Raw genomic sequence first — 23,855 nt, 5'->3', positions numbered from 1 at the left:
CGTATCCGGTGCGGCACGGGCGGGCGGTCGCCCCTGCGCCCTCCACACGGCAGCACTCGCCGGGGTTGCGCACGGGTTCTGCGGGCGTCCCGCGCCGGACATGTCGCGGAGCCTAACGTCACCGTGTGACAGAGATCGCGGAGTCCGAGAGCACGGAGCCCGTCGTCGTCCCGGGGAGGCGGCGGCTCCGGCTCGGGCTCGGCGCGGCGGTGGTCGTGGCGCTGGCGGCCGTGTCGGTGACCGTCGGGATCGGGTTGGTGAGCCGCTCGACCGGCCCGGCCCAGATCGCCGTCACCGCGGAGCCCAGCGCCGGGGGCCGAGGGATCTCGGCGGGGAGCGTGTATGTGCATGTGCTGGGCGACGTCGCCACGCCGGGACTCTATGTGCTCGACGACGGGGCGAGGGTGGCCGATGCCCTGGCCGCGGCGGGCGGCACGCTGCCGACCGCCGATCTGGCTGCGGTGAACCTCGCGCGGCCCCTCACCGACGGGGAGCAGATCCTGGTGCCCGCGCAGGGCGGGACGCCGGACTCCGCCGGGTCTGCCGGAAGCCCATCGACGGCCGTCCCCGCGACGACGAGTGCGCTGATCGATCTCAACACGGCCGATGCCGCAGCGCTCGAGGAGCTGCCCCGGGTGGGTCCGGCGATCGCGCAGCGCATCATCGAGTGGCGCACCGCGAACGGTCGGTTCACCAGCGTCGACGATCTGCTCGGCGTCTCCGGCATCGGCGAGAAGATGCTCGCCGGTATCCGGGATCGAGTGCGCGTATGAGCGCGACGTCGGGCGCCGTCCGCGTGCCGTCGCGGACGGGAGGGGCGCGCACGCCGCCTCGCCGGCTGCGGGATGTGCGGATGGTCCCGGTCGCCGTCACGGCCTGGCTGGCAGGGTTGCTTGTCTCGTTCCTGCCCGCGTCGGGAGGGCCGCTCGCGGGGGCGACGGCTCTCGCCGTGGTGCTGATCTTGTTCGCCCGTCGCCGACCAGGCAACGGCGCCGCGGCCCGGCTGCTCGCGCACGCCGGTCCGCTGGCCGTGGTGTGTCTCGCGGTCGCCGCTGCGATCGGCCTTTCGGCGGCGGGGGACGCTCCCGCACGCGACCGTGCCGCCGCTTTCGCCGGCCATGTGGTGGGCGCCGAGGTGAGCGTGCGCTCGCTGCCCTCGCTCGGCGCCGACGGGCGGCTCTGGGCCGACGCGGATGCGGTGCGGCTCGGCACGGGGGACGATCCGGCGCCCCTGTCGGTGCCCGTGCGCGTCGGAGTGCGGTCGGAGGAGCGCTGGAGCTCCCTCGGACCGGGAACCGTTCTGCGGTTCACGGCGCAGGTCAAGGCGGCCGACGCCGGAGAGCGCGCCGCGGTCGTGCTCTTCGCTCAGCAGCCGGTGGTGCAGGTGTCCCGCGGGGGTCCGGTCGAGACGATCGCCGGCGACGTGCGCGCCGCATTCATCGTCCGTGCCCAGCGGCTGCCGGAGCCCGGGTCGGAGCTGCTGCCGGGCCTGGCCGTCGGCGACGTCCGGTCGGTGAGCGCGGAGCTCGGCGACGCCATGAAGGCGAGCGGTCTCTCGCACCTGACGGCGGTCAGTGGCAGCAACCTGGCGCTCGTCGCGGCAGCCGCCTTCGGAGTCGTCGCGCTGTGCGGAGGGGGACGGAGGACGCGCGTCGCGGTCGCCGCACTCGCTCTGGCCGGCTTCGTCGTGCTGGTCACACCGCAGCCGAGCGTCATCCGGGCGGCGGCGATGGCGGCGGCAGCGATGACGGCGCTTCTGCTCGGCCGGCCGCGTGCGGGCCTGTCGGTGCTGCTGCTCGCCGTGACGGTGCTCCTCCTGACGGATCCCCGTCTCGCCGCGGCACCCGGCTTCGCGCTCTCCGCCGCCGCGACGGCGGGACTGATCGTGCTCGCGCCCCCGCTCTCCGACGGGCTCGCGCGATGGCTGCCCCGTCCTGTCGCGCTCGCCGTCTCGGTGCCGCTGTCGGCGCAGCTCGCCTGCGGGCCGATCATCGCCCTGTTCGCCGCGCAGCAGTCACTGGTCTCGGTCGTCGCGAACCTGCTCGCGGAGCCGGCGTCGCCGATCGCGACCGTGCTCGGTCTCCTCGCCTGCCTCACCCTGCCGATCCCGCCTCTCGCCGACCTGCTGGCGGCGACGGCGTGGCTGCCCTCGGCCTGGATCGCGCAGACCGCCGTCGCCACCGCGGGTCTTCCGATCGCGACCATCGAGGTTCCCGCAGGCATCCTCACGTCTCTCGCCGTGGCGGCGCTCAGCGCGGCGGCGTTCTGGGTGATCGCGCCGCACCGGCCGCTTCCGCACCCCTGGCGTGCGATCGTCGGGGGTGCGGTGGCGGTGCTGCTCGGCGTCTCGGCCGGATGGGGACTCGTCAGCGGACCCGTGGTGCTCCTGCAACGGCCCGCGGACTGGGGCATCGCGATGTGCGACATCGGGCAGGGCGACGCGATCCTGGTGCGCAGCGCAGGGAGCACGATGCTCATCGACACCGGGCCGGATCCGAAGCCGCTGCAGCGATGCCTCACGGATCTCGGCGTCGACAGGCTCGACGTCCTGGTGCTCACGCATTTCGATCACGATCATGCGGGCGCGTCCGACCTGCTTCGAGGACGCGCCGACGTGGTGCTGCACGGACCGGTCGACACTGCCGCGCACCAGGGGCAGCTCGATCGGCTCCGGAACGGGGGAGCGCGCCTCATCGACGCGGCGGCGGGAATGACCGGGCACCTCGGCGGCGCGGACTGGCGCGTGCTGTGGCCGCGCCGAGCCGAGAAGGTGTTCCCGCCCGGAAACGACGTCGGCGTGATCCTCGAGGTCGCCGGGGGAGGCGTGCCCCGGTCGCTCTTCCTCGCCGATCTCTCCGCCGCGTCGCAGGGCATGCTGCGCCGGATGGCGCATCCCCGCCACATGACGGTCGTGAAGGTGGCCCATCACGGCAGTGCAGATCAGGATCCGCAGCTCTACGCGGACCTGGATCCGGCGCTCGCGCTGATCTCCGTCGGGGCGGGAAACGACTACGGTCACCCGCGTGCGAGCACCCTGGAGATGCTCAGCGCCCTGCAGACGCCGGTCCTCCGCACGGATCAGCGCGGGACGATCCTGGTGGCCGAGGGCGAGGACGGCCTGCGCGTCTGGACCGCGCGCCCGGTGCCGGCGGAGACGCCGGGGCCGACCCCGGGGACGACGGCGCGAGCGCCGTGAAGGTCCGTGCCCGCCGGTACGCTGGTGGCATGCCTGCACCGCGCTCTTCCTCCGCCGCACGACGTGGAGGCAAGGGGACGAACATCCCGCAGGTGTCCTGGCGAGAGCCTCGTCCCGCCCCCATCGTGCTGGTGTCCGGCCCGGAGGAGATCTGCGCCGAACGCGCGATCGCGGGCGTGCGCGCCTACCTGCGTGCGGAGGATCCGGCGCTCGAGGTGAGCGATCTCCGCGCCGACGACTACGAGTCGGGCAGCCTGCTCGGGCTCGCCTCGCCGTCGCTGTTCGGTGAGCCGCGTCTGCTGCGCATCTCCGGCGTGGAGCGGTGCACGGATGCGTTCCTCGCCGAGGCGGTGGCCTATCTCGAGCACCCGCAGGAGGGCGCGACGGTCGTCCTGCGGCACACCGGTGCGACCGTCCGCGGCAAGAAGCTGCTGGACGCGGTCCGCGCCGGCACCGGCGGCGGGATCGAGATCGCCTGCCCCGCCATCAAGCGCGACGACGAGAAGGCGGACTTCGCTGCGGGAGAGTTCCGGGCCGCAGGGCGCCGGATCGCCCCGCAGGCGCTGCGGGCGCTCGTCTCGGCCTTCTCCGATGACGTCACCGAGCTCGCCGCGGCCTGCCAGCAGCTGATCATCGACGTGCCGGGCGACGTCACCCCCGAGATCGTCGAGCGCTACTACGGCGGGCGCGTCGAGGTCTCGGCCTTCGTGGTCGCCGACACGGCGATCGCCGGACGTCTGGGTGAGGCGCTGGTGGCGTTGCGGCACGCGCTCGCGTCCGGCGCGGATCCCGTGCCGATGGTGGCCGCCTTCGCGATGAAGCTGCGGTCGATGGCGCGCGTCGCCGGATCCCGGGAGTCCAACGCCGCCCTCGCCGCGCGCCTGGGCATGAAGGACTGGCAGGTCGACCGCGCGCGTCGGGACCTCAGCGGCTGGAACGAGCGCACGCTCGGGCTCGCCATCCAGGCCACGGCCCGCGCCGACGCCGACGTCAAAGGCGCGGCGCGCGATCCGATCTTCGCGCTCGAGCGCATGGTCACGGTGATCGCGACCCGCGCGCCCTACGGTGCCGGCGGCCGCTGAGCGACGCCGAGCGACGCCTCCGGAGCCGGACGTGCGCCGGCCTCCCGCGGGAACGACGAAGGCCCGCCCCCAGCGGGGACGGGCCTTCGGAAGAGAATCGCTCAGAGAGCGGAGACCTGCTTCGCGATCGACGACTTGCGGTTAGCCGCCTGGTTCGCGTGGATGACACCCTTGCTGACGGCCTTGTCGAGCTTCTTGGTCGCCGCCTTCAGGGCGGCCTCGGCGGCCGCCTTGTCGCCACCGGCGATCGCCTTGCGGGTGTTGCGGACGGCGGTCTTGAGCTCGCTCTTGACGGCCTTGTTGCGCTCGTGCGCCTTCTCGTTGGTCTTGTTGCGCTTGATCTGCGACTTGATGTTCGCCACGGATGGAAACCTTCGTTCGAGTGATGGATGGTTGTGCCGGCCTGGCGGTAGAGGGGCGCCTCCGGCAGCGTGCAGGGGTGGGACCTGACACGCAAGCCAATCACCGATCTTATCAGGGATCCGCGCAGGAGCCGAACCGGAACACTGCGCAGGGAAGGGCCCGGATCCGGGCGCGTCGCGCGCGGGACGTAGGGACGCGATGGTGCATGCTGGCGAAGGACCCGAAGGAGTCGTCCATGCCCGTACCCCCTGCACACGGCGCACCGCCGCTCGATCGCGCGCTGCTGCGGCGCCTGGGATTCTCCGCGGCGACCGCGGCCTTCCAGATCGAGGGGGCGAGAGCGGAGGACGGACGCTCCCGATCGATCTGGGACGACTTCGTCGACACGCCGGGGCGCGTGCGCGACGGCAGCACGGCCGATCCAGGACCCGACAGCTATCACCGCGTCGCCGAGGACGTGGCGCTGCTCGCGCACCTCGGCGTCGACCAGTACCGGTTCTCGCTCTCCTGGGTGCGCGTGCTGCCGGAGGGCCGTCCGAACCCGCAGGGGCTCGCGTACTACGACCGCCTCGTCGATCGGCTCCTCGACGCCGGCATCACGCCCACCCCCACGCTGTACCACTGGGACCTGCCCTCGCGGCTGGAGGCAGACGGCGGCTGGCTGAACCGCGCGACGGCCGAGCGGTTCGCGCAGTACGTCGAGGTCGTGGCCGACGCCCTCGGCGACCGGGTGCGGCACTGGTACACGATCAACGAGCCCGTCTCGACGACGCTGCAGGGGTATGCGATCGGCGAGCTCGCGCCGGGGCGGACCCTGCTCTTCGACGCACTGCCGACCGCCCATCACCAGCTGCTCGCGCACGGATACGCGGTGCGGATCCTTCGCGGGCATGGCGCGACCCGGATCGGCATCGTCAACAACCACACCCAGGTGCTGCCCGCCTCCCGGTCGGAGGAGGACCTCCAGGCCGCGTACCTGTACGACCTGGTGCACAACAGGATGTTCGCGGACCCTGTGCTGCTCGGGCGCTATCCCGACCTCGAGCCGTACGTCTCCGCGCTGCCCGTGCACGACGGCGACCTCGCCCTGATCAGCGCTCCCTGCGACGTCTACGGCGTCAACTACTACAACCCCACGACGGTCGCCGCGGCCGCCGGCCCCGTGCCCTTCGAGGTGGTTCCGACGCCCGGCGCACCCGTGACCGGGTTCGGTCCGCTGTGGCCGATCGTGCCGGAGGCCCTCACCGCGTTCCTCGTCGACGCGAAGGAGCGCTACGGCGAGGCGCTGCCGCCGGTGGTGATCGCCGAGAACGGGGCGTCGTTCCCCGAGCCGGACCAGGTCGACGGTCCGCTCGACGACGCCGACCGCATCGACTACCTGCGCGGGCACATCGGCGCCGTGCTCGATGCCCTGCGCGCGGGCGTGCGTGTCGACGCCTACACGGTGTGGTCGCTGCTGGACAACTTCGAATGGGCCGACGGGTACACCCAGCGATTCGGGCTCGTGCACGTCGACATGGCCACGGGACGGCGCACCCCGAAGGCCTCTTACGCCTGGTTCCGCGCACTGATCGAGGAGGCACGCTCATGACCGAGCGCTCGGGTGCCGTCACCGGCGCGGCTGCGAAGCGCGTCGGACCGCTGTGGATGGTGCTGTTCACGCTCGCCTGGCTGGCGGTGTGGACGGTGCAGCTCACCCCGATCCAGCTGCTGCTGCCGCTGCAGCTCGACACCCACAGCACGGGCGACGACTGGATCTCCGGCGTGGTGTGGGCAGGGATCGTGCTCTCGGCCGGCGGGCTGGTCGGTATCGTCGCCGGCCCGGTGTCTGGGCGCTGGTCCGACCGCACCCGCTCGCGCTGGGGCCGTCGTCGTCCGTGGGCGATCGGCGGTTCCGTGCTGGCGGCCGCGGGGCTCGTGCTCACCGGACTCGCACGCGGCCCGATCGCCGTCGGCGGCGCGTGGATCGTGGTGTCGGTGGGCGTGTCGGTCGCGATGGCCGCGCTCACGGCCATGATCGCCGATCAGCTGACGACCCAGCGCGGTTCGGCATCGGCGGCCGCGAGCTCCGCCCAGGCGGTCGGCATCGTCGTGGGGGTCGGCGCCGTCGTGCTGCTCGGGCTCGACGTCTGGCCGGCGTATCTGCTGCTGGCCGCCGTCATCGCCGTCATCGGGATCGGCACCGCGTTGCTGCTGCCGGACGCCCCGGCGCACGAGCTCGCGCTGCCTGCGCCGCGTGCGGCCGGCCGACGCGCGTCCTGGCGCGACCGCGACTTCCTCTGGCTGCTGGTCAGTCGTCTCGTCGTGAACATCGGCAATGCGTTCGGCACGTCGCTGCTGCTGTTCTTCCTGCTCTACGGCGTGAGGGTTCCTTCCGCCGATGCGGAGAACGATCTGCTGCTGCTCATCGTGATCTACACCGTGTTCGTCGTGATCGCCTCGATCGTCGCCGGCATGCTGTCCGACCGCCGCTCGGCCGACCCCCTCCGCCGGCGGCGCACGCTGACAGCTGTGTCGGCCGTGGTGCAGGCGCTCTCCGGCGTGGTGATCCTGATCAGCCCGTCGCTCGTGATGACCTCGGTCGCCGCGGCGATCATGGGTGCCGGCTACGGCGCCTACATGGCGGTGAGCCTCGCCTTCGCGACGGACCTGCTCACGGATCCGGACGACCACGCGCGCGATCTCGGCCTCGTCAACGTGTCCGCGCAGCTCGGGCAGCTGCTCGGCCCGCTGCTGGGCGCCGGCCTCGTGGCCCTCGTCGGCGGATTCTGGCTGCTGTTCGGCGCCGCGGCCGTGCTGTCGGTGGTGGGCGCGGCGATGACCTACGCGGTCAGGACGACGTCTCCAGCGTCGCCAGCGCGAGTTCCAGCACCGCATTGAAGACGCGCGGGCGCATCGCGGTGACGAGGTGCGTGGTGCGCGGCACGATCACGAACTCCGCGTCGGGAGCGAGTCGCCGGTACAGCGTCTCGTGGGTGCGGAGCTGGTCGAACTGGCCGTTGACGAACCAGGTCGGCACGCCGATACGGGGGACCGCGGCGACCAGGTCCAGCTCGGACAGCGCGCGCAGCGCCGCGTCCTGGGCCGCCATCGCGAACCCGCCCGCGCCGAAGTCGTCGCGCGTCGAGGCCGGGAGCGTGGCGTCGAGCACGCGGCGGCTCAACCACATCCCGCGGTCGGGCATCGCGTTGAGCGCGCCCGCGAGCATGCGGTAGGCGGCGAGTCCTGCGCCACGGGGGAGGGCGGTGCACGAGGCGCCGATGAAGCCGGCGATCGGGGCGGGCTCTTCCGCCCCCGCGTACGCGGTGCTCAGCAGGCCGCCCATCGAGTGCCCCACCAGCAGCACGCGCCCGCTCGCCTCGCGCACTGCGCTGTCGACGGTGTGCATCGCCTCCCCGAGGGTGAACGGCTCGTCCATGCGGGTGCCGTGGCCGGGGAGGTCGACGGCGACCGAGGGAGTGCCGCGTTCGGCGAGATACTCCTGCTGCGAGCGCCACATGGTCGCGGAGGTGCGGATCCCGTGGACGAAGACGACCGAGGCCGGCGGGACGGTACGGCGACGCATGGGCGCCAGTCTAAGCCGCACAACGCGGGTACGGCGCCCGCCCGGCACGCAGAAGCGGGGCCGGTGGCGAACCACCGGCCCCGCTCCGGAACGGCGGGTGCTTACTTCTCCCAGCCGACGTTCTCCACCGGCTGGACGCCGAACCCGTCGAGGCCCACGTAGGGCTCCGGGGTCAGGTTCGACAGACCCTTCTTGGCGGTGACGATCCAGGGACCGTTGTAGAGCGGGATGACGCCCCAGGTCTCCTTGACGATCTCCGGCTCGAGCTTCATCGCGGCCTTGGTCCACGCCTCGGCCGTCGTCTGCGACTCGACGTCGCTCTTGATCTTCTCGTCGATCGCCGGCGTGCTCGTGCCGGACAGGTTCAGCGAGCTGTCCGAGCAGTAGAGCTGGCAGAAGTACGCCGGGCCGAACGGGTCGCCGTCGGTGAACTGCAGCGAGAACGCGTCCCAGTTCTTCGTGGTGAAGTCGGTCGAGAAGTCGGACGACGGACGCTGCTCGATCTTGATGTCGATGCCGATGGCCTTCTCCTGCTGCTGCAGGGCCTTCAGCATCGCGATCATGGTCGGCGAGTCGTTGTGGTTGGGGAAGACGACGGAGAGCTTGACGCCGTCCTTCTCACGGACACCGTCCTTTCCTTCCTTCCAGCCCGCCTCGTCGAGGAGCTTCTTGGCGCCGGCGGCGTCGAACTTCAGGCCCGCCTCCTTGAAGGAGTCGGCGTAGCCGTCCTGGAAGCTGTAGAGGTTCATCGAGCCCACGGCGTTCTCGGAGTAGCCGAGACCGTTCCAGATGACCTTCTTCAGCTCATCGATGTTGGCGCCCAGGAAGAACGCCTGACGCACCTTGATGTCCTTGAACTGCGGCTTGGACGAGTCGACGATCAGCACCGTCTTCGACGTGCGCTGGGCGCGGTAGGTGACGACGTCCTTCATGCCGGCGACCTGCGCGAGAGCGTCCTTGTTGGGGGTCTCGGCGGCGTCGATCTCACCGTTCTTGAAGGCGTTGATGCGCGCGGTCGAGTCCAGCCCCGTGAAGGTGACCTTGTCGAGCAGCGGCTTGTCGCCCCACCACTTCTCGTTGGGCTCGAGCGTCGCGCTCTGGCCCTTCGTGTCGAACTTGGTGAGCTTGTACGGGCCGGCGCCCCACTCGGGGTGCGCGTTCTCCACGTAGGCGGTGTTGAACACGTCGGCCGAGTTGACCTTCGGGTTCAGGATCGTGGAGAAGACGGCCTCGGGCCAGGCGAACTTGCCCTTGAAGGTGACGATGACGTCCTTGTCGGTGGCGCCCTTGGTCACCGACTCGATGTTCTTCCAGTTGTCCGTCGAGCTGACCTTGTAGGCCTCGTCGGTGCCGTTGTTCGCCTTCCAGGTCGCCTCGAAGGCGGTCCAGTCGATCGGCGTGCCGTCGTTCCAGACGGCCTTGTCGTTGATCTTGCCGGTGATGACGGTGTTGCCGTCCTTCTCGCCGATGTCCCACTTGTCGAGGTACGCGGGGTTCGGCGAGACCTTGCCGTCTGCGCTGATCAGCAGCACCTGCGGGGTGTACCAGCTCGCCAGGCGCGTGGTGTCGGCCGACGCGTCCGCCTGGAACGGGTTCATCTGCGGCGTGATCTCGTTGATGCCGAAGTGGACTTCGCCACCCTGCTTGAGGTTCTCACGCGGCTGCGGGTTGTAGTCCGCGGTCTTGGTCTCGGCGGGCTTGTCGGTGCCGCCGTTCGAGCCTCCCGGTGCCGAGCAACCGCTGATGGCGATTGCCAGCGCCCCTGTGAGGGCGACGACGCCCCACAGCTTGTGCTGCCTTTTCATGGTTCTCCTTCGATGCCTTTCGGCGTTTTGGGGACAGGGGACAGTTAACCGGCGTGAACCGGAACCGCCCGGTACATCGACGCAACCGTTACCGTTCCGATGTCAACCGGAATACTCCGACTCAGCGCCAGTGGCAGGCGTTCGCCTGGGCATCCGTCCCGTGCAGGACGGGGACGACCGTCTCGCAGCGGACGCGCTGGTCCTCGGGGAGCATCTTGTACAGCGGGCAGCGGGACGTGAAGGCGCAGCCGTCGCGGCGGTCGGCCGGACTCGGCAGATCGCCCTGCAGCACGATGCGCTCGCGCGTGCGCTCGATGTCCGGATCCGGGACCGGGATGGCCGACAGCAGCGCCTGGGTGTACGGGTGCTGCGGGTTGTCGAAGATCTCGTCCACGTCGCCGTGCTCGACGAACTCGCCCAGGTACATGACTCCGACCCGGTCGGCGATGTGGCGCACCACGGACAGGTCGTGCGCGACGAACAGGTACGACAGCCCCAGCTTGACCTTGAGCTCGTCGAGGAGGTTGATCACGCCGGCCTGGATCGACACGTCCAGCGCGGAGACCGGCTCGTCCAGGACGACGATCTTGGGGTTGGTCGCGAGCGCGCGGGCGATGCCGATGCGCTGGCGCTGGCCGCCCGAGAAGGCTCCGGGGAACCGGCTGGCGTGGGCGGGATCCAGTCCCACGAGGTCCATGAGCTCGTCGACCCGGAGGTCGGCCTCCGCACGCGGCACGCCGATCGCGCGCAGCGGCTCGGCGATCACGTCCGCCACAGTGAGCCGTGGGTCGAGCGCGCCCATCGGATCCTGGAACACGATCTGCAGGTCGCGGCGGACCGTGCGCTCGGCCTTGCCGCCGTGCAGCTCCGAGACCTTGGTGCCGGCGATCGTGATCTCGCCGTCGGTCTGCGTGACCAGATCCATGATTTGCAGCAGGGTCGTGGTCTTTCCGCAGCCGGACTCGCCCACGATCGCCATGGTCTCGCCCTCGCGGATGTCGAAGGTGAGGCCCTTGACGGCGTGCACCTCGCCGACCTTGCGCTTGAGGAACGCGCCCTTGGTGAGCGGGAACGTCTTGCGCATGTTGCGGACGTCGAGCGTGATCGGACGCTCCTCGCGCGGAATGCGATCCAGCGCGCTCGTCGGCAGCTCGGGCACGGGATAGACCGGCACGCCTCCGATGAGGCCGTTCTCGATCTCGTCGGCGCGCACGCACGCGACCCGGTGCTCGCCGCCCTCGCCCGTCGTGATCGGCCGCAGCTCGGGCTCCCTGACCCGGCACGCCTCGGTGGCGATGGGGCAGCGGGCCACGAACGGGCACTCGTCGGGCAGGTTGATCAGCAGCGGAGGATTGCCCTTGATCGGCACCAGCGGCTGCTTCTCCGCCTTGTCCACGCGCGGGATCGCGCCGAGAAGGCCGATCGAGTACGGCATCCGGGTCTCGTGGAAGAGCTCGCGCACGGGCGCCTGCTCGACCGGCTTGCCCGCGTACATGACGAGCACGTCGTCGGCGGTCTTCGCGACCACGCCCATGTCGTGGGTGATCATGATGACGGCGGCGCCGGTCTCGCGCTGGGCCGTGCCGATGAGATCGAGGATCTGAGCCTGGATCGTCACGTCGAGGGCCGTGGTCGGCTCGTCCGCGATGATCAGCTTGGGGTTGTTGGCCATCGCGATCGCGATCACCACCCGCTGGCGCATGCCGCCGGAGAACTCGTGCGGGAACGACTTCAGGCGCCGTTCGGGGCTCGGGATGCCGACGAGGCGCAGCAGCTCGATCGCGCGCGCCGTGGCGTCCGCGGTCGACATGCTGCGGTGCACCGTGAGCGCCTCGATGAGCTGGTCGCCCACCGTGAACACCGGGGTCAGCGACGTCAGCGGATCCTGGAAGATCATCGCGATCCCGTTGCCGCGCAGCGCCGAGAGCTCCTTGTCGTTCTTGCCGACCAGCTCGATGCCGTCGAACATGATCGACCCGGTGACCTTCGCGTTCTCGTCGAGCAGGCCCATGATCGCGAGCGAGGTGACCGACTTGCCCGACCCGGACTCGCCGACGATGCTGAGCGTGCGGCCCGGCTCGAGATCGAAGGAGACGCCGCGGACGGCGTCGACGCGCCCGGACTCGGAGGCGAAGCTGACGTGCAGGTCGCGGACGGAGAGCAGAGGAGCGGTCATGCGCGGCCTCCCGCCGCCGAGGTGGGATCGAGGGCGTCGCGCAGGCCGTCGGCGATGAGCGCCATCGAGACGGTCAGCATCGTGAGCGCGAGCGCGGGGAAGTAGAAGGTCCACGGCGCGCTGGAGACGGAGTTCGCGCCGATTCCGATGAGGGATCCCAGCGAGACGTCGGGAATCTTGACGCCGAAGCCGATGAACGACAGGCCGGTCTCGGAGATCACCGCGCCGACCACGCCGAGGGTGAAGTTGATCACCAGCAGCGAGCCGATGTTGGGCAGCAGATGCCGCAGCACGATCGTCATGCCGGGCACGCCCATGTAGCGAGCCGCCTGCACGTACTCGCGCTCGCGCAGCGACAGCGCCATCGTCCAGATGACGCGGGCCGGGAAGAACCAGCCGACGAAGATCATCACGAGCGAGATCACGCGCCAGTCGCCGCCCGCGTTGGAGGAGATCAGCGCCAGGATCAGGAACGTCGGCACGACCATCAGGAAGTGGATGATCAGCAGGATGATGCGCTCGGTCATTCCGCCGAAGTAGGCGGCGGCGGTGCCGACGATGGCCGAGAGCACCGTGGTGCCGATCGACACGGTGAGCGCGATCATGAGCGAGCGCTGCAGGCCCACCGCGGTCTGGGCGAACAGGTCGCCGCCGTCCGCCGCGGTCCCGAACCAGTGGGTGCTGTCCGGGGGAGTGCCCAGCGCGGTGAAGTCGAGGTAGATCGGGGTGAACCGGGCGATCAGCGGGCCGACGATGGCGAACACCACGAGCAGCGCGAAGATGATGACCCCGGCGACCGCGGGACGGTTGCGCACGAAGCGCCGGTAGTAGAGCCGGAACGTGCCGATGCGCTTGCGCGGGATGCGGGCCGCGGTGGTGTCGGGCCCGACCGGGGGCTGAACCGTTGCAGAGGACATGTCAGCTCACTCTCACTCGCGGATCGAGGACCACCACGGCGATGTCGGCGAGGATGGCGCCGATGGCCGTGAGCACGGCGGTGAAGGCGGCGATCGCCACCACGCCGTGCACGTCGTTCTTGCTGATCGTGTCGATGAAGTACCGGCCCATGCCGTTCCACGCGAAGATCGTCTCGGTCAGCACCGCGCCGGTGAACACCGTCGGGATGTTGAACGCCAGCTGGGTCGCGACCGGGATCAGCGAGGTGCGCAGCGCGTGCTTGCGGATGGCCTGCTGCTTGGTCAGTCCCTTCGCCCGCGCCGTGCGCACGTAGTCGGCCTTGATGTTGTCCAGCAGCAGGGAGCGCTGCAGGAAGTGGTAGCTGGAGTAGCCGATGAACACCAGCGCGATCGTGGGCAGGATCAGGTGCTGCAGGCTGTCGATCAGGACCGGGAAGAACCCGCTCACGCCGTCCGAGCTGGATCCGGTGACGTAGAAGAGCCGGAAGCCGACGGCGTTGTTGATGCTGATGGCGATCAGGACGATGCCGAGCGCGGCGACGATGATCGGGATGTTCATCGTGACGATCGAGATCCCCTGCCACACCCGGTCCGCGAGCTTGTACTGGCGCGAAGCGGTGTAGACGCCGACCGCGACGCCGAGCACGGCCGCGATGATCGTCGCGCCGAGCACGAGCTCGCCGGAGACCCACATGCGGTAGGCGATCTGGTCGTTCACGGACTGGCCGACCGGGCTCACGCCCCAGTTCCAGTGCAGCACGATGTCGGTGAACCACTTCCACCAGCGCTGCAGGATCGGCGCGCTGTCGTCGAGGTTGCGCGGCTCGAGCAGCCGTGAGATCTGGTCATGGGACAGCGGCGGCTTGCGGCCCACGTAGTTGCTGCGCGGGTCCAGGAAGGCCCATGCCAGGAAGTACGTGACATTGGTCGCCACCACGATCATGAGGAGCCAGCCGAGCGTTCGGCGCAGCAGGTACTTGATCAAGACGGTGTTCTCTCTCTTGTCACAGACGCCGTGCGGGATCTCCGACGCAGCGCTGGGTCGTTGTCATTCAACACGAACCGAACCGGTGACTCGGTGCTCCGCGCGCGCAAGCGGCGAGACGGAGTGCTGCCGACGCTGGGACCCGGTTCCGGATCGCGGCAACTTCGCGAGACTATCACCGCGCGGGCGCTGACCCGTATATCGCGCGCGGCCCCGTCCGAGCCCGTCCTGCGGTCGAGCCGCCTCCGCGCCCGTCCGGCGCTCCCGTAGAATCGTCGGGATACCCGGTTCGCCGGGACAGCCCGATCCGCCCGCCGGACCCCGCATCGTTCAGGACCCCATGTCACCTCGCGCCCTCACTCCGCTGCAGCCGGCCGCCACGCCGCCGCAGCAGATCCGCAACTTCTGCATCATCGCCCATATCGATCACGGCAAGTCGACCCTGGCCGATCGGATGCTCCAGATCACCGGCGTGGTCTCCGACCGCGACATGCGCGCGCAGTACCTGGACCGGATGGACATCGAGCGCGAGCGCGGCATCACGATCAAGAGCCAGGCCGTGCGCATGCCGTGGCAGGTCGACGGCGAGACCGTGGCGCTGAACATGATCGACACCCCGGGCCACGTCGACTTCACCTACGAGGTGTCGCGCTCCCTCGCCGCGTGCGAGGGGGCCATCCTGCTCGTCGACGCCGCGCAGGGCATCGAGGCGCAGACCCTCGCGAACCTCTACCTGGCGCTCGAGAACGACCTCACGATCATCCCGGTGCTGAACAAGATCGATCTGCCCGCGGCCGAGCCGGAGAAGTACGCGAAGGAGCTCGCCGACCTCATCGGCGGCAGCCCGGACGACGTGCTGCGCGTCTCCGGCAAGACCGGCGCCGGCGTCGAGGATCTGCTCGACCGGCTCGTGCAGGAGATCCCGGCCCCGGTCGGCGACGCCGACGCCCCGGCCCGCGCGATGATCTTCGACTCGGTGTACGACGCGTACCGCGGCGTGGTGACCTACGTCCGCATGGTGGACGGCAAGCTCTCGCCGCGCGAGCGGATCCAGATGATGTCGACCGGCGCGAACCACGAGCTGCTCGAGATCGGCGTCTCCAGCCCCGAGCCCGTGCCCACCAAGGGCCTCGGCGTCGGCGAGGTCGGCTACCTCATCACCGGCGTGAAGGACGTGCGCCAGTCCAAGGTCGGCGACACCGTGACGAACGCCCGCAAGCCCGCCGCCGAGGCCCTTGCCGGGTACACCGACCCCAAGCCCATGGTGTTCAGCGGCATCTACCCGATCGACGGCAGCGACTACGCGGAGCTGCGTGAGGCTCTGGACAAGCTCAAGCTCTCCGACGCATCGCTGCAGTACGAGCCGGAGACCTCGGTCGCGCTCGGCTTCGGCTTCCGCTGCGGCTTCCTCGGCCTGCTGCACCTGGAGATCATCACCGAGCGCCTCTCCCGCGAGTTCGGGCTCGACCTCATCACGACCGCGCCGAGCGTGATCTACGAGGTCCTCACGAGCGACACGGGTGAGACCGTCACCGTCACCAACCCCAGCGAATACCCGGACGGGCGGATCGGATCCGTGTCCGAGCCGATGGTCAAGGCGGCGATCCTGCTGCCCAAGGACTACGTGGGCACGGTCATGGAGCTCTGCCAGTCGCGCCGCGGCTCCCTGCTGGGCATGGAGTACTTCTCCGAGGAGCGGGTCGAGCTGCGCTACAACATGCCGCTCGGCGAGATCGTGTTCGACTTCTTCGACCAGCTCAAGTCGAAGACGCAGGGGTACGCGTCGCTCGACTACGAGCCGAGCGGATCCCAGGAGGCCGACCTGGTCAAGGTCGACATCCTGCTCCAGGGCGAGAAGGTCGACGCGTTCAGCTCGATCGTGCACCGCGACAAGGCCTACGCGTACGGCACCATGATGGCCGAGCGCCTGCGCAAGCTCATCCCTCGCCAGCAGTTCGAGGTTCCGATCCAGGCCGCGATCGGCGCCAGGATCATCGCCCGTGAGACCATCCGCGCGATCCGCAAGGACGTGCTCGCCAAGTGCTACGGCGGCGACATCACGCGCAAGCGCAAGCTCCTCGAGAAGCAGAAGGAGGGCAAGAAGCGCATGAAGATGGTCGGCCGCGTCGAGGTCCCCCAGGAGGCGTTCATCGCCGCGCTCTCGGGCGACGTCGAGGGCAAGGACAAGAAGTAGGAGCCGCCTCAGACGCGCGCGACGGCGCGTCGGAGCGCGGTGACCAGGGCGCCCCGCGTCTCCGCAGGGATGCGTGACGAGGCGACCATCGTCAACGGCAGCGGCGGCGGTGCCGGCAGAGCGAGTTCGCGCAGTTGCGTCTCGGCGCGGTGGAACGCCGGGAGGGCTGTGATCCCCGCACCGGAGCGCACGCCGGCGAGCACGCTGGAGAGGTCGAGGCACTCCCGCACGACCTCGCGTCCTCGGGCCCCCGGTGCCGCGAGGATGGCGTCGCGCAGCGTGCACGGGGCCGAGAAGACGACCAGTCCGGCGTCGGCCGGTGTGTCCGCCGCGCCGAACCACGCGAGCGGGACCGGGCCGATCTCGGTCCGCCCGGGGCCGAGGTCGCCGTAGCCGAGGACGACGTCGGCGGTATGCGTGCGGACGAAGCGGCGCAGGCTGTCCGTGCGGTGGAACCGGAAGCGCACCCGTCGCTCCGGGTGCCGGGCGAACAGCACTCCGCTCACCGTCTGCAGGACCGAGGCGTTGGCCATGTCGGTCGATGCCACGACGATGTCGTCCTCCGGAGTCCCGAGGATGCGGTCGAGGGCCTCGTCGTGCAGGGCGACGATGCGATGCGCGTCGCGCACGAGGGACTCACCGGCGACGGTGAACGCGATGCTCCGTCCGCGGCGTTCGACGAGCGCGACGCCGAGCGTCGCCTCGAGCCGGCGCAGGTGCGCCGAGACCGTCGGCTGCGTCACGTGCAGGGCCGAGGCGGCCCTGCCCACGCCGGCGAACGCGGCGACGGCGACGAGGCTGCGCAGCTCGGCGATCTCCATGCTGCTCATGCGTCCATCCTCCGGCACGTGGCGTCCGGGAGGTGAGTATCCATCAGGATTCGTGATGTGATGCGTGCGCCGTGGTGAGCGCGGGAAAGCCTGACGGCATGACCAGATCGACCATCGCCGTGTCCGCCTGCGCCATGGTGACGCTCTATGCGGTGAACTACGCGCTCACCGCGCTCGCGCTGCGCACGATGAGCCCTTTCCTGCTCCTGCTGCTGCGCTTCGGCATCTCCGTCGTCGTGCTGCTCGTCGTGTGCGCGCTCCTGCGCACGCCGATCCCGCGCGGACGTCTCATCGGCGCCGCCGCCGGCGCGGGGCTGCTGTCCCAGGCCGGTCAGTTCGTCGGCGCGTACTGGGCGCTCGGGCACGGCGTCGGCGCCGGCTTCACCGCACTCGTGATCGCCATGAACCCCGTCGTCACCGTGGTGCTGTCGCGGCTGATCCTGCGTCGACGCAGCTCGCGCCGTGCTCTGCTCGCGGTCGTTCTCGGCGCGGCGGCGGTGCTCGTCGCCTGCCTGCCGATCGTGCTGTCGGATCCGCGGATCGGCCCGATGATCCTCGCGGTCGGCGGATCCCTGCTGGCGGTCTCGCTCGGTGCGCTCTGGCAGGGACGATCGCTGCGCACCGTGCATCCGGTGATGTTCACGCTGATCGGCGTGCTCGTGTCCGTGCCCGTGACCGGTGCGCTCGTGTGGACCGAACCGCCCCGCCCGCCCGCGGATCCGGCGTCCTGGGCGCTGCTCGGCGGGATCGTGGCGATCGGTCTCGCTGGCACCACTCTGTACTCGGCGCTCGTGCGCGCCGTGGGCGCCGATGCCGCGTCCATCCTGTTCAGTGTGATCCCGGCGGCCACGGCCGTGGCCGCGCTGATCGTGCTGGGGGAGCCGCTCACCGTCGCGGGCGTGACCGGGCTGGTGCTCGGGGCGGCCGCCTCCGTGCTGCGACTCGGCGACGAACGACCCGCCGCGGCGGATCCGCCCGCCGAGGCGGCGGAGGACGAGTCGCGCGTGCCCGCGCGCTCAGCACCTCAGCCTTAGGAGAACCTGAGTGAGTGAGTCGCGCCCGGCCAGTAGTCTGGTTCTCATGCGTCGCGGGACATTCCGAGAAGGAACGGTGGACTATGCCGCCGTGGGCGCGACCCACGCGCCCGACCTGATGCAGTATCCGCCGGAGCACAGCATCCCGGCCGAGGAGTCCTGGCGGCTCGGCAGCGGTGAGGAACGGTTCCGCACGGCGGGCGACGCCCTGCTGTCCTGGACGGCCCAGCGCGCGGCCGGACTGCAGCTCACGGATGTGCGCCCCGCCTCGAGCCCCGGCTATGCCGGCGTGAGCTTCGATGCGGAGGGGCATCCCGTCGCGCCGAGCAGCACCGAGATCGAACCCCGCTACGACGAGGACGGCACGCCCTGGGCGGGTCCCGGTATGACCCTGAAGCTGCACGGCCGTGTCGGCGGCATGCGCGCCGACGCGGAGCTGCGGGTGATCTCCGTGACCGAGCAGACGCATCGGATCGGATTCGTGCTCGGCACGGTCGCCGGCTCCGTGGTGAGCGGCGAGGAGTCCTTCGACATCGAGTGGAACGACGCCGACGAGGTGTGGTTCACGGTGCGCGCCTTCGACCGGCCCAACAGCTTCCTGTACCGGAGCTTCCCCTACCTCGTGAAGCGCCGCCGGCGCGAGCTGTTCGCCCGCTACCTGCGCGCGATCTCCCCGCTGTACGCGACGCCCGTCTGATGGCGCGGTCCTGATGGCCGGCCCGCTCCCGCTCGGGGATCCGGCGCCGGCGGACGGGCGGCTGCCCGCCGACCTGCGGATCGAGCCCGAGTCCGCGTTCTCCGCGTACCTGCACGTGCCGTTCTGCCGGGTGCGCTGCGGCTACTGCGACTTCAACACCTATACGGCGTCCGAGCTGCGCGGGGCGCGCCAGGACGCCTACGCCGACACGCTGATCCAGGAGATCGCCCTCGCCCGCGAGGTCCTCGCGGAGCGCGGCCCGCTGCGTCCTCTGAGCACGGTGTTCTTCGGCGGCGGCACCCCGACGCTGCTGCCGGCGGGTGACCTCGGGCGCATGCTCCGCGCGGCCGTCGACGCGTTCGGCATCGTCGGCGGCGCCGAGGTCACGGTCGAGGCCAACCCGGACACGGTCACCTCCGCGGTCGCGCGCGAGCTCGCCGAGGCCGGGGTCACGCGGATGTCGATCGGAATGCAGTCGGCGGTGCCGCATGTGCTCGCGGCGCTCGACCGCACGCATCGCCCGGAGAACGTCCGCACCGCCGTGGACGCGGCCCGCTCGGCCGGGCTCGCCGTCAGCGTCGACCTCATCTACGGAGCGCCGGGGGAGTCCCTGGACGACTGGCGTGCGTCGCTCACGACCGCCGTCGACCTGGATCCGGATCACATCTCCGCCTACGCGCTCATCATCGAGGACGGCACCAAGCTCGCGCGCCAGATCCGCCGCGGCGAGGTGCCCGCCCCCGACGACGACCTGCAGGCCGACATGTACGAGCTCGCCGACGCCGTGCTGGCGGACGCGGGGTTCGACTGGTACGAGGTGAGCAACTGGGCGCGACGCGCCGTGACGGGCGCTGCTCCGGGGGAGTGGGATCAGCGGTCGCGGCACAACATGGCGTACTGGCGCGGCACCGACTGGTGGGGCTTCGGGCCCGGGGCGCACAGCCACGTCGCCGGACTGCGGTGGTGGAACGTCAAGCATCCCGCGGCGTATGCGCAGCGCCTCGCGATGGGCGAGTCGCCGGCGGCCGGCACCGAGCGCCCCGACGCGGAGGCCGCACAGCTCGAACGGATCCTGCTGCGCTCGCGGATGGCCGAGGGGCTCCCGCTCGACGCGCTCGCGGCCGACGCGCGGACCAGGGTCGCGGGCCTGATCGCCGACGGCCTGGTCGATGCCGGCGCTGCGCTGCGCGGCACCCTCGTGCTCACGCGGCGGGGACGCCTGCTCGCCGACGCGGTGGTGCGCGCCCTGACCGACTGACGCCGTCCCGCGCGGGCGGCGACGCCGTCAGCCCCTCTCGGCCGGAAGCAGATCCACCGCGGCGGTGCGCCGCTGCGGGCCGACGATCGGGCCGTCGCCGAGCCCGTCGAACAGCGCCGTCGTGCGCTGCGCATCGAACGCGGGCCAGCCCGGATCCCCGTCGCGGATGAATCGCACCCAGGCCGCGTGCATCGCCGTGGCGAGCTGCTGCGGCGGGGTCGTGCCCGCGATCTTCGCCGTCTCCGGATCCGCGAGCCCGTCGAACACGAACGGGATCTCCAGCGCGTGCGCCGCGCGCAGGTCGCGCACCGGGCTCGGCCACGAGAACTCGTACAGGAACGTCGGCGCCCTGCGCGCACGCGCCACCCGCGTCGCCGGGGCGCGCAGCAGCAGGTCCGTCGCGAGCTGGCCGAACACCTCGCCCGTGCTCGCGCCGGGGTGGTCCGCGCGAACGGCGCGGACGGCCGCCGCCCGGATCCGCAAGGCGAGCCGGGCCAGCAGCAGCTGGGACGGGCGGATCGCGTCGAGCGCCGCCGGCGGGAACCACAGCCGGTATTCGTCCGTGTTGGTGCCGATCAGGAGGGGCACGTCCGCGTCGGCGAGCGCCTCCTGCGGCGAGCGCGGCAGCGAGTCCTGGTCGAGGATGAGTTGGAAGCCGGGAGCGCCGCCGAGCGGCGAGGAGCCCGCGGACTGGGTCCGGCGCGCGTCGAGCAAGGCCTCCGGCGTGAGCGCGGAGAACGCGGCGCGGGTCGGGGCGACCTCGAGGAGCTTCGCGAGGCGGCGCGTCACCCTGCCGCCGCGCTTCGCGGTCTGCGCCTGCAGCGGTCCGGACTGCACGATCCCGCCCCGGACGAGGGCCCGGGTGTCCTCCCTGGCGAGCAGGGCGGCGACGAGGGCCCCGCCGGCGGATTCCCCCATGAGGGTGATCCGGTCGGCATCCCCGCCGAAGGCGGCGATCTCCGCGCGCACCCAGTGCAGCGCGGCGACCGCGTCCTGCAGGCCGAGGTTGCGCGGGGCGTCGTCGAGCACCGAGAATCCCTCGGAGCCCAGCCGGTAGTTGATGCTGACGAACACGATGCCGTCCCGCGCGAAGCTCGTGCCGTCGTAGAGCGAGAGGGCCGCGGTGCCGCGCTCGAGCGCGCCGCCGTGGATCCACAGCACCACGGGCGCCCTGGTCGCCCCGGCGGGCGACCAGACGTTCGCGGTGAGGATCTCGTCGCCGTCGATGCGGACGGTCCCGAGGATCTCGGCCGTCGCTCCGGTGTAGGGCAGCTGCGGGGCGGTGGGCCCGAAGGCGACGGCCTCGCGCGGGCGCGCCCAGGCCTCGGGTGGCTCCGGGGCGCGGAAGCGTCGAAGACCCGACGGCGCCGCCGCGTAGGGGATGCCCAGATAGCGGTCGATCCCGTCGCTGCGGCGACCGACGAGTTCGCCGGCGGAGATCCTGGTGCGGACGGCCTCGTGATCCATGGGCACATCCTAGGGAGTGTCGTGTCTCGGCCTGCACCCGGGTCGACAGGATAGGATTGGCACTCAGGACGTACGAGTGCCAGCGGTGAGGAGGAGCGATGGTCTCAGAACGCGGACTCCAGGTGCTCCGCGCCATCGTCGAGGACTACGTCGAGACGAACGAGCCGGTGGGCAGCAAGTCGATCGTCGAGCGCCATGCGTTCGGCGTGTCCGCGGCGACGATCCGCAACGACATGGCGCAGCTCGAGGACGAGGAGCTCATCGCCGCGCCGCACACCTCGTCCGGGCGCGTGCCCACCGACAAGGGCTATCGCGTGTTCGTCGACCATCTCGCGCAGGTGCGGCCGCTCTCGGCCGCCCAGCGCAGCGCGATCACGGCCTTCCTCGCCGATCCTGCCGACCTCGACGACCTCATGGTGCGCACGGTCCGGGTCCTCACCCGCCTCACCGGTCAGGTCGCGCTCGCGCAGTATCCGTCCTTCGCCCGCGCGCACGTCACGCACGTGGAGCTCGTCGCTCTCGCCCCCAACCGCCTGCTCATCGTGCTGGTCACGGATGCGGGCGGAGTGTCCCAGCGGATCGTGCCCCTGCCGGTCGAGCTCGACGAGTCCGAGGTCGGACTGCTGCGCGCCGGCGTCACCGAGCTCCTCACCGGCCGCTCGGTGCGGCGCGGTGCGGAACGCGTCCAGGACGCGGGCGAGACCGCGTTCGGCCCGCGCGTCGACGCCGCGAGGGCGGCGCTGCTGCGGGCGGTCGCCGAGGAGCTCGCCGAGTTCCGGCAGGAGCGCCTGGTGATGGCGGGCGCCGCGACGCTGGCCCGTCGCGAGCACGACTTCCGCGGGAGCATCCATCCGCTCCTCGAGGCGATCGAGGAGCAGGTGACGCTGCTGCGGCTCATGAGCGAGATGCGCGTCGACGAGCACGGGCTCGCCGCGAGCATCGGCACCGAGAACGCCGCGTTCGGCCTCGGCGAGGCCTCCATCGTGGCGAGCGACTATCTCACCCACTCGGGGACCGCACGCGTCGGCGTGATGGGCCCCACCCGGATGGACTATCAGAGCAACCTCGCGGCGGCACGGGCCGTGGCCCGCTACCTGTCGCGGCTGCTCGAAGAAGACGAGTCCGGCCGCTGATCGGCCGCAGAACACACGCCGCCGCTGGCGGCCCGGAAAGGCGATGGTGACGGATCACTACGAGGTCCTCGGCGTCTCGCGCGATGCGAGCGAGGACGAGATCAAGAAGGCGTACCGGCGGCTCGCGCGGCAGCTGCACCCCGACGTGAACCCGAGCGAGGAGGCGGCGGAGCGGTTCAAGCTCGTGACGCACGCCTACGACGTCCTCAGCGACGCCGACTCCCGGCGCCGCTACGACATGGGCGGCGACCAGAACGGCAACGGCGGCTTCGGCGGGTTCGGAGGCTTCGGCGACATCTTCGAGACGTTCTTCGGGGGCGGCGGGGCGCGTGCGGCGCGTCCCCGGTCGCGTCGTGAGCGCGGCCAGGACGCCCTCGTCCGCGTGACCCTGGACCTCGCCGACGTCGTGTTCGGCGTGCACCGGGACATCGAGGTCGACACGGCCGTGCTCTGCGAGACGTGCCAGGGATCCTGCTGCGCGGAGGGCACCTCGCCCGTCACCTGCGACATCTGCGGCGGATCCGGTCACGTGCAGCAGCAGGTGCGCAGCCTGCTCGGCAACGTCATCACGACCGCGCCGTGCGGCTCGTGCGAGGGCTTCGGAACCACGATCCCGTTCCCGTGCCAGACTTGCAACGGACAGGGCCGGGTGCGTTCGCGCCGGACGGTCGGGCTCGACATCCCCGCCGGCGTCGAGACGGGTCTGCGCCTGCAGCTGCCCGGATCCGGCGAGGTCGGGCGTGCGGGCGGCCCGAACGGAGACCTGTACGTCGAGGTCACGGTCACGCCGCACCCGCGCTTCAGCCGCGAGGGCGACGACCTGCTGGCGACCCTCGAGGTCGCGATGAGCGACGCCATCCTGGGCACCACGACGACGATCGAGTCGCTCGACGGCCCGGTGGAGCTCGAGATCCGCCAGGGACTCCAGTCCGGCGATGTGCTGACGATCAAGGGCCGGGGCATCACGCCCTTGCGCGGCAGCCAGCGCGGCGACCTGCGGGTCGGCGTGCAGGTGCTGACGCCCACGAAGCTCGACCACAAGCAGCGGCAGCTCATCGAGGACTTCGCCAAGCGCACCAAGGCTCCCGAGCCGAAGCTGGCCGAGTTCCACCAGGGGCTGTTCTCGAAGCTGCGCGACCGGTTCCGCGGCTGA

General features: G+C 71.0%; 19 protein-coding genes. 11 read left to right on the top strand and 8 right to left on the bottom strand.

Annotated elements, in window-relative coordinates; all coding sequences use genetic code 11:
- Window positions 1-125 precede the first annotated feature (125 nt).
- The 3 genes from RL72_RS17935 to holA are packed head-to-tail and all read left to right on the top strand — an operon-like array spanning window position 126 to window position 4,278.
- Complete coding sequence (locus RL72_RS17935; RefSeq protein ID WP_082072495.1) at window positions 126-773, top strand: ComEA family DNA-binding protein; 648 nt, start codon at window positions 126-128, stop codon at window positions 771-773.
- Window positions 770-3,196, top strand: coding sequence for a ComEC/Rec2 family competence protein (locus tag RL72_RS17930; RefSeq protein WP_045252250.1), 2,427 nt, complete (start codon window positions 770-772; stop codon window positions 3,194-3,196). The genes RL72_RS17935 and RL72_RS17930 overlap by 4 nt, the downstream gene beginning before the upstream one ends.
- A 29-nt stretch (window positions 3,197-3,225) precedes the next feature.
- On the top strand, window positions 3,226-4,278 hold the full coding sequence (holA, locus tag RL72_RS17925; protein ID WP_045252249.1) for a DNA polymerase III subunit delta: 1,053 nt from the start codon (window positions 3,226-3,228) through the stop codon (window positions 4,276-4,278).
- 101 nt (window positions 4,279-4,379) lie between these two features.
- On the opposite strand, the gene rpsT is transcribed toward holA, so the two are convergent.
- A complete protein-coding gene (gene rpsT / locus RL72_RS17920; RefSeq protein ID WP_045252248.1) occupies window positions 4,380-4,640 on the bottom strand; it encodes a 30S ribosomal protein S20 in 261 nt (86 codons plus the stop codon).
- Between the two features lie 236 nt (window positions 4,641-4,876).
- Here rpsT and RL72_RS17915 point away from each other — a divergent pair, with 236 nt between their 5' ends.
- Window positions 4,877-6,232, top strand: coding sequence for a GH1 family beta-glucosidase (locus tag RL72_RS17915; protein WP_045252435.1), 1,356 nt, complete (start codon window positions 4,877-4,879; stop codon window positions 6,230-6,232).
- The gene (locus RL72_RS17910; protein ID WP_045252247.1) at window positions 6,229-7,521 is read left to right on the top strand and encodes an MFS transporter; all 1,293 of its coding nucleotides are present in this window, start codon (window positions 6,229-6,231) and stop codon (window positions 7,519-7,521) included. The genes RL72_RS17915 and RL72_RS17910 overlap by 4 nt, the downstream gene beginning before the upstream one ends.
- Here the strand turns inward: RL72_RS17910 and RL72_RS17905 are convergent.
- The 5 genes from RL72_RS17905 to RL72_RS17885 all read right to left on the bottom strand — a co-directional run bounded on the left by RL72_RS17905 (window position 7,472) and on the right by RL72_RS17885 (window position 14,089).
- On the bottom strand, window positions 7,472-8,206 hold the full coding sequence (locus tag RL72_RS17905) for an alpha/beta fold hydrolase (protein ID WP_045252246.1): 735 nt from the start codon (window positions 8,204-8,206) through the stop codon (window positions 7,472-7,474). The two genes, RL72_RS17910 and RL72_RS17905, sit on opposite strands and share 50 nt — an antisense overlap.
- Before the next feature lie 101 nt (window positions 8,207-8,307).
- The gene (locus RL72_RS17900; protein WP_045252245.1) at window positions 8,308-10,011 is read right to left on the bottom strand and encodes an ABC transporter family substrate-binding protein; all 1,704 of its coding nucleotides are present in this window, start codon (window positions 10,009-10,011) and stop codon (window positions 8,308-8,310) included.
- A 121-nt stretch (window positions 10,012-10,132) separates the two neighbouring features.
- Entirely contained in the window at window positions 10,133-12,187 is a 2,055-nt protein-coding gene (locus tag RL72_RS17895; RefSeq protein WP_045252244.1) for an ABC transporter ATP-binding protein, read from the bottom strand.
- On the bottom strand, window positions 12,184-13,104 hold the full coding sequence (locus tag RL72_RS17890; RefSeq protein ID WP_045252243.1) for an ABC transporter permease: 921 nt from the start codon (window positions 13,102-13,104) through the stop codon (window positions 12,184-12,186). The genes RL72_RS17895 and RL72_RS17890 overlap by 4 nt, the downstream gene beginning before the upstream one ends.
- Before the next feature lies 1 nt (window position 13,105).
- A complete protein-coding gene (locus RL72_RS17885) occupies window positions 13,106-14,089 on the bottom strand; it encodes an ABC transporter permease (RefSeq protein WP_045252242.1) in 984 nt (327 codons plus the stop codon).
- A gap of 340 nt (window positions 14,090-14,429) precedes the next feature.
- Between RL72_RS17885 and lepA the strand changes: the two genes are divergently transcribed.
- Complete coding sequence (gene lepA / locus RL72_RS17880) at window positions 14,430-16,283, top strand: translation elongation factor 4 (RefSeq protein ID WP_045252241.1); 1,854 nt, start codon at window positions 14,430-14,432, stop codon at window positions 16,281-16,283.
- 8 nt (window positions 16,284-16,291) lie between these two features.
- Here the strand turns inward: lepA and RL72_RS17875 are convergent, their stop codons facing one another.
- Window positions 16,292-17,113, bottom strand: a complete 822-nt coding sequence (locus RL72_RS17875; RefSeq protein WP_045252240.1) for a LysR family transcriptional regulator — start codon at window positions 17,111-17,113, stop codon at window positions 16,292-16,294.
- A 98-nt stretch (window positions 17,114-17,211) separates the two neighbouring features.
- On the opposite strand from RL72_RS17875, the gene RL72_RS17870 reads away from it, so the two are divergent.
- The 3 genes from RL72_RS17870 to hemW are packed head-to-tail and all read left to right on the top strand — an operon-like array spanning window position 17,212 to window position 20,102.
- Window positions 17,212-18,147 carry a DMT family transporter gene (locus RL72_RS17870; protein ID WP_156156838.1) on the top strand — a complete coding sequence of 312 codons (936 nt, stop codon included), beginning with the start codon at window positions 17,212-17,214 and terminating at the stop codon, window positions 18,145-18,147.
- A 46-nt stretch (window positions 18,148-18,193) separates the two neighbouring features.
- Complete coding sequence (locus RL72_RS17865) at window positions 18,194-18,844, top strand: DUF1990 domain-containing protein (protein WP_045252239.1); 651 nt, start codon at window positions 18,194-18,196, stop codon at window positions 18,842-18,844.
- Window positions 18,845-18,857: 13 nt separating this feature from the next.
- A complete protein-coding gene (gene hemW / locus RL72_RS17860) occupies window positions 18,858-20,102 on the top strand; it encodes a radical SAM family heme chaperone HemW (protein ID WP_045252238.1) in 1,245 nt (414 codons plus the stop codon).
- Window positions 20,103-20,129: 27 nt separating this feature from the next.
- Here the strand turns inward: hemW and RL72_RS17855 are convergent, their stop codons facing one another.
- Complete coding sequence (locus tag RL72_RS17855) at window positions 20,130-21,569, bottom strand: carboxylesterase/lipase family protein (protein ID WP_045252237.1); 1,440 nt, start codon at window positions 21,567-21,569, stop codon at window positions 20,130-20,132.
- 98 nt (window positions 21,570-21,667) lie between these two features.
- On the opposite strand from RL72_RS17855, the gene hrcA reads away from it, so the two are divergent.
- Both hrcA and dnaJ read left to right on the top strand, forming a co-directional pair.
- The gene (gene hrcA, locus RL72_RS17850; RefSeq protein WP_045252236.1) at window positions 21,668-22,702 is read left to right on the top strand and encodes a heat-inducible transcriptional repressor HrcA; all 1,035 of its coding nucleotides are present in this window, start codon (window positions 21,668-21,670) and stop codon (window positions 22,700-22,702) included.
- 46 nt (window positions 22,703-22,748) lie between these two features.
- The gene (gene dnaJ / locus RL72_RS17845) at window positions 22,749-23,855 is read left to right on the top strand and encodes a molecular chaperone DnaJ (RefSeq protein WP_045252433.1); all 1,107 of its coding nucleotides are present in this window, start codon (window positions 22,749-22,751) and stop codon (window positions 23,853-23,855) included.

The organism is Microbacterium azadirachtae (assembly GCF_000956545.1).
GTDB classification, from domain to species: Bacteria; Actinomycetota; Actinomycetes; order Actinomycetales; family Microbacteriaceae; genus Microbacterium; species Microbacterium azadirachtae.
This window is presented reverse-complemented; position numbering and strand designations above follow the sequence as displayed.

Bases quoted from the DNA above. Each gene is read 5' to 3' on its own strand.
- RL72_RS17855 (WP_045252237.1), bottom strand. From the start codon at position 21,569: ATGGATCACGAGGCCGTCCGCACCAGGATCTCCGCCGGCGAACTCGTC.
- hemW (WP_045252238.1), top strand. From the start codon at position 18,858: ATGGCCGGCCCGCTCCCGCTCGGGGATCCGGCGCCGGCGGACGGGCGG.
- hrcA (WP_045252236.1), top strand. From the start codon at position 21,668: ATGGTCTCAGAACGCGGACTCCAGGTGCTCCGCGCCATCGTCGAGGAC.
- RL72_RS17910 (WP_045252247.1), top strand. From the start codon at position 6,229: ATGACCGAGCGCTCGGGTGCCGTCACCGGCGCGGCTGCGAAGCGCGTC.
- RL72_RS17905 (WP_045252246.1), bottom strand. From the start codon at position 8,206: ATGCGTCGCCGTACCGTCCCGCCGGCCTCGGTCGTCTTCGTCCACGGG.
- RL72_RS17875 (WP_045252240.1), bottom strand. From the start codon at position 17,113: ATGAGCAGCATGGAGATCGCCGAGCTGCGCAGCCTCGTCGCCGTCGCC.
- RL72_RS17895 (WP_045252244.1), bottom strand. From the start codon at position 12,187: ATGACCGCTCCTCTGCTCTCCGTCCGCGACCTGCACGTCAGCTTCGCC.
- RL72_RS17915 (WP_045252435.1), top strand. From the start codon at position 4,877: ATGCCCGTACCCCCTGCACACGGCGCACCGCCGCTCGATCGCGCGCTG.
- RL72_RS17870 (WP_156156838.1), top strand. From the start codon at position 17,212: ATGACCAGATCGACCATCGCCGTGTCCGCCTGCGCCATGGTGACGCTC.
- RL72_RS17930 (WP_045252250.1), top strand. From the start codon at position 770: ATGAGCGCGACGTCGGGCGCCGTCCGCGTGCCGTCGCGGACGGGAGGG.
- lepA (WP_045252241.1), top strand. From the start codon at position 14,430: ATGTCACCTCGCGCCCTCACTCCGCTGCAGCCGGCCGCCACGCCGCCG.
- RL72_RS17890 (WP_045252243.1), bottom strand. From the start codon at position 13,104: ATGTCCTCTGCAACGGTTCAGCCCCCGGTCGGGCCCGACACCACCGCG.
- RL72_RS17865 (WP_045252239.1), top strand. From the start codon at position 18,194: ATGCGTCGCGGGACATTCCGAGAAGGAACGGTGGACTATGCCGCCGTG.
- RL72_RS17900 (WP_045252245.1), bottom strand. From the start codon at position 10,011: ATGAAAAGGCAGCACAAGCTGTGGGGCGTCGTCGCCCTCACAGGGGCG.
- holA (WP_045252249.1), top strand. From the start codon at position 3,226: ATGCCTGCACCGCGCTCTTCCTCCGCCGCACGACGTGGAGGCAAGGGG.